Source organism: Pseudomonas sp. FG98, from assembly GCF_057808595.1.
Genome location: NZ_JBMDIJ010000042.1, coordinates 44841 through 52507, shown reverse-complemented (window position 1 = coordinate 52507; position 7667 = coordinate 44841). Strand labels below are relative to the sequence as shown.

6 protein-coding genes are annotated in these 7667 nt (G+C 66.7%); 4 read left to right on the top strand and 2 right to left on the bottom strand.

Annotated features, from left to right (window positions below; genetic code table 11):
* Positions 1 to 38: 38 nt before the first annotated feature.
* Positions 39 to 698 carry a TetR/AcrR family transcriptional regulator gene (locus tag ACODSK_RS21360; RefSeq protein WP_489018950.1) on the bottom strand — a complete coding sequence of 220 codons (660 nt, stop codon included), beginning with the start codon at positions 696 to 698 and terminating at the stop codon, positions 39 to 41.
* Positions 699 to 941: 243 nt separating this feature from the next.
* Here ACODSK_RS21360 and hflK (ACODSK_RS21355) point away from each other — a divergent pair, with 243 nt between their 5' ends.
* From hflK (ACODSK_RS21355) to ACODSK_RS21340, 4 genes are read left to right on the top strand one after another with little or no spacing between them, the layout of a single operon-like run.
* Entirely contained in the window at positions 942 to 2918 is a 1977-nt protein-coding gene (hflK, locus tag ACODSK_RS21355) for a protease modulator HflK (RefSeq protein ID WP_489018948.1), read from the top strand.
* Complete coding sequence (gene hflC / locus ACODSK_RS21350; RefSeq protein ID WP_489018946.1) at positions 2915 to 3916, top strand: protease modulator HflC; 1002 nt, start codon at positions 2915 to 2917, stop codon at positions 3914 to 3916. The genes hflK (ACODSK_RS21355) and hflC overlap by 4 nt, the downstream gene beginning before the upstream one ends.
* On the top strand, positions 3913 to 4959 hold the full coding sequence (hflK, locus tag ACODSK_RS21345; RefSeq protein ID WP_489018945.1) for a protease modulator HflK: 1047 nt from the start codon (positions 3913 to 3915) through the stop codon (positions 4957 to 4959). The genes hflC and hflK (ACODSK_RS21345) overlap by 4 nt, the downstream gene beginning before the upstream one ends.
* A 25-nt stretch (positions 4960 to 4984) precedes the next feature.
* Positions 4985 to 6919, top strand: a complete 1935-nt coding sequence (locus ACODSK_RS21340) for a heavy metal translocating P-type ATPase (RefSeq protein WP_489018943.1) — start codon at positions 4985 to 4987, stop codon at positions 6917 to 6919.
* A 75-nt stretch (positions 6920 to 6994) separates the two neighbouring features.
* Here ACODSK_RS21340 and ACODSK_RS21335 read toward each other — a convergent pair whose 3' ends face one another.
* Positions 6995 to 7627, bottom strand: coding sequence for a class I SAM-dependent DNA methyltransferase (locus ACODSK_RS21335; protein WP_489018942.1), 633 nt, complete (start codon positions 7625 to 7627; stop codon positions 6995 to 6997).
* Positions 7628 to 7667: the final 40 nt, after the last annotated feature.

Below are 7667 nucleotides of genomic sequence, written 5' to 3'. Positions count from 1 at the left end.
CCCCCCCCCCCCCCCCCCCCCCAAAACAGCCATCAGGCTCAGTTGCCGTGTTCCATGGCGTATTGCCGGCCTGCCTCTTGCAGTCCGGCCAGGGCGAAGCGGTAGAGCTGATCGATCACCGCCTCGCCGGGCATTTCGAGGATTTCCCGCAGCACTCCGGAGCCGCCGCGAGGGCCGATCAGCAACATCGCCCAGGGCGCGGTGACGCAAAGGATGCAGCGGGTGAGGGCAGGGGACTCCACAGGAATGGCGCTGATCTCGCTGAACAGTGCCTTGAGCAGCGACAGGCGCAACGGTGCCTTTTCCCGCAGGTGCGCCTGGGCTTGCGGGCTGGGGGTGAAGATTTCTGCGGCCAGTACCCGCAGGTGCCAGCTTTCCGGGCCATGCCCGGCCTTGCGTACCACCAGCGCGATCAGTTCGCGCAGTTTGTCCGGTGCTGGCTGCTGGCTGAGGGAAATGCGTTGCAGGTCGCTGATATCGAGAAAGCGTCGGCGCGCCTCGTCGAGCACCGCGAGGTACAGGCCGTTGCGGCTGCCGAAGTGGTAGTTGATCGAGGCGAGGTCAACTCCGGCCCTGGCGGCGACGGCCTTGTTGCTGGTCTCGCCGTGACCGAGCTCGGCGAACAGCTCGCCAGCGGCGTCGAGTATGCGGCAGCGGGTGGCTTCGCCGTCCTTGCGGGGTTCGCGGGAAGTGGCCATGCAGCACATCCTGGAAGTGGAAGGAATGGCTGATGCTGGCGCAGGCTAAATCTAAATTCAATTTAAATTAAATTTAGATTTGCCCGTGACGACGAATGACCGGGCGCGGAGGGCAGGTTGGATGAATACTGCAATTTTTAGTTACATTCACAGGACTTTTTCACGAGCTTCGCTATAACATAACCAAATTCGCGCAGGGGCTTCAGCCCTGCCAACAACGCCTTCCGGAGTTCCCGCATTTCTATGAGCGTCAATCCAGGCAGCACGGATCCGGATTTCCACGAAACACCGCGTTTTCAACAAGCCTCCCTGCATACCCGGCGTCTGGCCCGGCTGGTCCAGTCCCTGGCCCTGGCTGCGTTGCTGTTGTGGCTGGGCGGATTGTTCATTGGCGTGTTCAATCCTGGCAGCCTTTGGGTGGTGCAGCTGGGCATGAATGCGGCGGCGCTGCTGCTGTTGGCGGCGACGGCACGGGCAGCCTGGGCCGTGGCCCGATGGCGTGCCGAGGCCATCGGCCAAACGGCGCAGCGGTTGGCCTTGTGGTCGCTTACCCCCAACCCCGACGACCCGCCATTGAGCGCCCTTGAACGTGCCCTGGTGCGCCTGGGACGTGCCGGTCAGCGCCAGTTGCTGCGCCTGGGCAGCGACGCCTTGTGGCTGGCGGGCCTGGCCCTGGTGGCATTGCTGATTGTCGTCAGCGCCTGGCGGCTCGATCTTCCCGCCCCCGCAGCGGCGGGGCAGATGCACTGGCTGGCGGCCGGACTGCTGGCCCTGTCGGCGTTCGGCCTGCTGGTGGTGGAGCGCCACCTGGTCAACGAAAACCCGGCGGTATGGCCGGAAGCCGCGAGCCTGGCGACGCAGCTTCGGCTGCTGGTGGCAGTGCAGATACTGTCCATCGCTTGCCTGGTGTTCGCCGATGGCGAGCGGTTGTGGCCGGCACGCCTGGCGGTACTGACCGGTCTGTTGCCGGCGGTGCTGGCGGTGGAGCTGCTGCTGCGCGCCGTGCTTTCGGTGTTCAGCCCCCGGCGTCCCGGCCAAGAGCCGCAGCTGCTGGCCCGCAGCCTGGTCTGCGGCCTGCTGCAATGGCCACCGCGACCACTGGCCTTCCTGCGCCACGAACTGCATCAGCGCTTCGGTATCGATCTGCGTCAGGTCTGGGCCTTCGATTTCATGCGCCGTGCCGCCTTGCCGGTACTGGGCCTGATCGCCCTGGTGGGCTGGCTGCTGACCGGGGTGAGCGAAGTGGCAATGGACCAGCGCGCCATCTACGAGCGCTTCGGCAAGCCGGTCGAGGTCTACCAGCCCGGGCTGCATGTCGGTTGGCCCTGGCCGTTCGGCAAGCTTCTCGCGGTCGACAACGGCCAGGTCCATGAGCTGGCCACCAGCGGCGACGCGGCCCTGGCCGATCCTCTGGTCGACGCGGAGGGCCCGGCACCGAGTGCCGCGAACAGGCTGTGGGACGCCAGTCATATCAGCGAGAACGCCCAGGTCATCGCCGGCGGCGACGGCGGCCGGCAGAACTTCCAGATCGTCAATATGGACGTGCGCTTCATCTATCGCATCGGCCTGAGCGACCAGGCGGCCCTGGCGGCTACCTATCACAGCACCGAAGTCGCCGTGCTGTTGCGCAATATCGCCAACCGCGTGCTGCTGCGCGACTTCGCCAGCCGCAGCCTCGACGACGTGCTCGGCGCCCGGCGCCAAGCGATCGGCAGGGATATCGGCGCGGCGGTGCAGGCCGACCTGGATCGCCTGGACAGCGGCGTGGAGATCCTCGTCACGTCGGTGGAGGCCATCCATCCACCGGCGGGTGCGGCCAATGCCTATCACGGTGTGCAGGCGGCGCAGATCACCGCCGAAGCGTTGATTGCCCGTGATCGCGGCCAGGCCGCCGTGCAGGACAGCCAGGCGCGGATGAACGCCACCCGGCTCGATCACCAGGCCACCGCCAGCGCCCATGAAACCGAAACTACCGCGCGTATCGCCGAACTGCGGTTCAGCGCCGAGCGCAGCGCCTGGCAGCAGGCCGGGCAGGCCTTCGTCCTCGAACAGTACCTGGACCACCTGGTCAAGGGACTGGGCCAGGCCAGCAGCCTGGTCATCGACCATCGCCTGAGTGCCGCCGAGGCGCCGACCCTCGACCTGCGCAGCTATTCAATCCCCTTGGACCCGACCGCGGGCAAACCCGCGTTCCGACCTGACCAGGAGCGTGCCCATTGAGTCACGATCACGCCGATCACTCCCACACCCATGACTGTGGCCACGATCACGCCCATGAACACTCCCACGGCCAGCCCGCGACAGGGCCGGTCTGGCGCCGCCTGCTGCTGGCCGGGTTGCTGGCCCTGGCCATGCTGGCAACGGCCTGCCTGGTCCAGGTACGGACCGGCGAAGCCACGGTGGTGACCCGCTTCGGCAATCCGGCGCGGGTGCTGCTGGAGCCCGGCCTGGCCTGGCGCTGGCCGTTGCCGTTCGAGGCCACGGTGCCAGTGGACCTGCGTCTGCGCACCACCTCCAGCGGCCTGCAGGATGTTGGCACCAAGGATGGCCTGCGCATCATCGTCCAGGCCTATATCGCCTGGCAGGTGGAGGCGACTCCGGACAGCATCCAGCGCTTCATGCGCGCGGTGCAGAACCAGCCCGACGAGGCTGCGCGGCAGATCCGTACCCTGGTGGGCTCGGCCCTGGAAACCAGCGCCAGCGGCTTCGAGCTGGCCGATCTGGTCAATGTCGATGCCAGCAAGGTGCGCATCGAGGCCTTCGAGCAGCGCCTGGCCGAGCAGATTACCCGGCAGTTGCGTGACACCTATGGGGTCAAGGTGGTCCAGGTCGGCATCGAGCGCCTGACCCTGCCCAAGGTCACCCTTGAGGCCACGGTCGACCGCATGCGTGCCGAGCGCGAAACCATCGCCACCGAGCGCACCGCCGAAGGCAAGCGCAAGGCCGCCGAGATCCGTTCCGCCGCCGAGCGCGACGCCCGCATCGTCGAGGCGGATGCCCGGGTCAAGGCCGCGCAGATCCAGGCCGAGTCCCAGGTCGAGGCGGCCCGGATCTACGGCAAGGCCTATGCCGGTGCGCCGGCGCTGTACAACCTGCTGCGCTCGCTGGACACCCTCGACAACCTGGTCAATCCCGGGATGCGCCTGGTCCTGCGCAGCGATGCCGCGCCGTTCCGGGTGCTGGTGGACGGCCCGGCGGCAGCGGGGGCGCGGCCATGAGCCAGCGCGGGGAGGGCGCGGCTGCGCCCTGGCTGCAGGCCGGGCGCATCGGTTTTATCGCGCTGTACGCGGTCACCTTGCTGGCGGCGCTGGGCTGGCTGTTCGGCAATGTCCGTGAAGTCGGCCCGCAAAACCGTGCGGTGGTACTGCGTTTCGGGGCCGAGCAACGCATCCAGAACGCGGGTTTGCTGCTGGCCTGGCCACGTCCGTTCGAACAGGTGCTGATGTTGCCCTCGGCCGGGCGGGTGAGCGAGCGTCGGGTCGAACTGCTGCTGCGTTCGGAGGCCGCGATCAAGGCCGATCACGATGCCAGGCTGGCCGGGGACGCTACTGCGGGCTCCGGCTATCTGCTGACCGGCGATGCGGGCATCGTGCAACTGGATGTGCGGGTGTTTTACCAGGTCAACGAGCCGTATGCCTTCACCCGCCAGGGCAGCCATGTCGAGGCGGCGCTGGATCGCCTGGTGGAGCGCAATGCCGTGCAGATCTGCGCGTCCCGGGACATGGACACCATCCTGGTCGCCCGCCCCGAGCTGGTCGGCGCCGACAGCCAGTTGGCCGAACGCCGCGAGCGCCTGCGCGGCGACCTGCAACAAGGCATCAACCGCAGCCTGGCCGCGATGAGGGCGGCGGGCAGCGACCTGGGCATCGAAGTGGTGCGGGTCGATGTGCAATCGGCGCTGCCGCAGCCGGCGGTCAATGCCTTCAACTCGGTGCTGACCGCCAGCCAGTTGGCTGAACAGGAAGTGGCCGGCGCGCGCACCGATGCCGCCCGCCAGTTGCAGCAGGCGACACAGAACGCCGATCGCCTTGTGCAGGTGGCCGAGGCCGAAGCCCGCGAGCGGCTGTCCCGGGCCGAGACCGACACCGCGACCATCGCCGGGCTCGGCCAGCAGGACGACCCGGGCCTGATGCTGCGCCTGTACCGCGAGCGGGTACCGGCGATCCTGTCCCGGGCCGGCTCGGTGACCACGGTGGATCCGCGCGACAGCGGTCGCTTGATCCTCGAAGGTCCCAAGCCGCAAACACGAGGCTATCCATGACTTTTTCTTGCGGACATCTCCCGGCATGAGCGCCCATCACCATCACGGTCACGACCATCATCACCACGGCCATCTGCACCTGGGCAGCGGCCTGCTGTCCGCCGAGGAGCGCCGCCAGGCCGCGCGGCAATTGAGCCTGGCAATGATCGCCCTGGGCCTGCTCGGCCTCGGGCTGTTGTGGCGCTGGCTGGCACCGGGTCAGGACAGCGTGGCCCAGGTGCTGCTTGGCGTGGCTTCGCTGCTGGTGGCGGTGCCGGTGCTGCGTTCGGCCTGGCACAGCCTGCTGCACCCGAGCCTGCACGGTATCACCGACCAATTGATCGCTCTGGCCATGCTCGGTGCCTGGGCCACCGGCGACCTGGCAACCGCGGCGCTGTTGCCGATCATCATGATCCTCGGCCATGTGCTCGAAGAGCGCAGCGTGCTGGGTTCCCAGGAAGCCATCGAAGCGCTGGGCCGGCTGACCCGCAGCCAGGCGCGGCTGATCGCGGCCGACGGCCAGGTGCGCGAGGTCGACAACGCCAGCCTGGTGCCCGGTGACCTGGTGGAAGTGCGCGCCGGCGATCGGGTGCCGGCCGACGGGCAGGTGGAGGAGGGCCAGGCCAGCCTCGATACCGCGCCGATCACCGGCGAGTCGCTGCCCCAGGAAGTCGGGCCGGGAGTGGATATCCATGGCGGCGCGATCAACCTCGATGGTTTGCTGCGCGTACGCATCAGCCGGGTTGGCGACGATTCGACCCTGGGCAAGGTCATCGCCCTGATGCAGCGCGCCGAGCAAGCCAAACCGCCGATCACCCGGCTGCTGGAACGCTATGCCGGACGCTACCTGCTGCTGGTGCTGCTGATCGCCGCTGCCACCTGGTTCATCACCAGCGACGCCCAGGCCATGCTCGCGGTACTGGTAGCGGCCTGTCCCTGCGCCCTGGTGCTGTCGGCCCCGGCCACGGCCATCGCCGGGATTGCCGTGGCGGCGCGGCACGGCATCCTGATCCGCGGTTCGGCATTTCTCGAAGAACTGGCCGACCTGTCGTCGCTGGTGATCGACAAGACCGGCACCCTGACCCATGGCGCGCTGCATCTGCATGAGATACGGGCGGGCACGACGCAACTGTCGGCGGTCGAGGTCACCCGACTGGCGGCCGCTCTCGGCGCGGCCAGCAGCCATCCGGTCAGCCGTGCCCTGGCGCGCCTGGTGCCTCACGACCAGTTGATGGCGCTGAACGATCTGCATGAGCGTCAGGGCTTCGGCGTGATAGCCAGTACCGAGCAGGGACAGGCCGCATTGGGACGGCCAGAACTGTTCGCCCAACTGGGCATCGCCACTGCACCGATTCCCGAGCATGACGGCCCGATTGCCGGCCTGGCCCTGGACGGACGTTTTATTGCCTGGCTGCTACTGGCCGACAACATTCGCCAGGAAGCCGCACAGGCACTGGCGCAACTGCGTGAACTGGGCCTGCATCGGCAACTGCTGCTGACTGGCGATCGTCTTGGCGTGGCCGAGACGGTAGCGGAGCAGACCGGCATCACCAACGTGGTCGCCCAGGCCTTGCCGGAGGACAAGCTGCGGCATGTGCATCAGGAATTGCAGGCGGGCTTCCGGCCAATGGTGGTCGGTGACGGCATCAATGACTCCCTGGCCCTGAAGGCCGGGGCAGTGGGGGTGGCGATGGGCGCAGGCGGCGCGGATATCGCCCTGGCCGCAGCCGATATCGTGCTGATCCACAGCGACCTGCGGCGCCTGGCGACCTGCGTGCGGCTGAGCCGGGAGTGCCGGCGTACCTTGCAGTGGAACGTAGTGATCGGCCTTGGCTGGACCCTGGCGATCGTGGTGGCGGCGGCGTTCGGCTTGCTCGGAGCGGCGGGGGCGATGATCGCGGCGTTGCTGCACAACCTGAGTACCTTGCTGGTGCTGGGTAATGCGGGGCGGTTGTTGCGGTATGACGAAACGGCGCAGTGAGCGGAAAAGAGCAGGGTGGTGGTGCCGCTCCTGACGCAGATATTTATAACTACACTAAATAGTCATTTAGTGTAGTTATGTGTTTTGTTTATTTAGCTGCGACAGGGCACGGGCCAGCCAAATCGTCAGACCGCCGCTTTCAGGGTCTTCGACTACATGGTCAAGAGTTTCGAACCCATGCCTTGCGAGCATCTCGTAGTATTCCTGCCGATCCAGACTGGCGTGGTACAGGGTATCTCCCTCGAATTGACCGATCGCCTCGCCATGGGATGGACCGCTGGTGAACATCAACAAGGCGCCAGGTGCGGCATGCCGCTGGAACACCGGAAACATCCGCCGCTGATCCTCGGGCGTCAGATGGAAAAAGCTGTTCCAGGCCAGGATGCCGGCGAACTGCTGGTTCAATTCCAGGCTGCGCATATCGGCGTTGAGCCACTGATGATCAGGAAAGCGTTCACTGCAAAGCGCAATCATCCGACTCGATGAATCCACACCGGTCACTTCATGGCCAGCCTCGATCAGATAGCTCGCCACGGGCTGACCGGAGCCGCAGCCGAGATCGAGAACGCTCGACCTTGGTGCCAGTAGCGAGCGAAAACGCTCGATCCACTTGCGGTCGACAAAGTGGTTGCCACGCAGGCGGTCCCAGGTTTGGGCATGGCGCTCGTAGAGGTCGATGATCTGGTGGGCAGAGGGGTGGTAGGGCATGAGGGTTGACCTTGTGGAGTTTGCAGCGGGCTGGCCTATC

Excerpts from the sequence above, each read along its gene's own strand:
- ACODSK_RS21335 (WP_489018942.1), bottom strand. The coding sequence starts at position 7,627 with ATGCCCTACCACCCCTCTGCCCACCAGATCATCGACCTCTACGAGCGC.
- ACODSK_RS21340 (WP_489018943.1), top strand. The coding sequence starts at position 4,985 with ATGAGCGCCCATCACCATCACGGTCACGACCATCATCACCACGGCCAT.
- hflK (WP_489018945.1), top strand. The coding sequence starts at position 3,913 with ATGAGCCAGCGCGGGGAGGGCGCGGCTGCGCCCTGGCTGCAGGCCGGG.
- hflK (WP_489018948.1), top strand. The coding sequence starts at position 942 with ATGAGCGTCAATCCAGGCAGCACGGATCCGGATTTCCACGAAACACCG.
- ACODSK_RS21360 (WP_489018950.1), bottom strand. The coding sequence starts at position 698 with ATGGCCACTTCCCGCGAACCCCGCAAGGACGGCGAAGCCACCCGCTGC.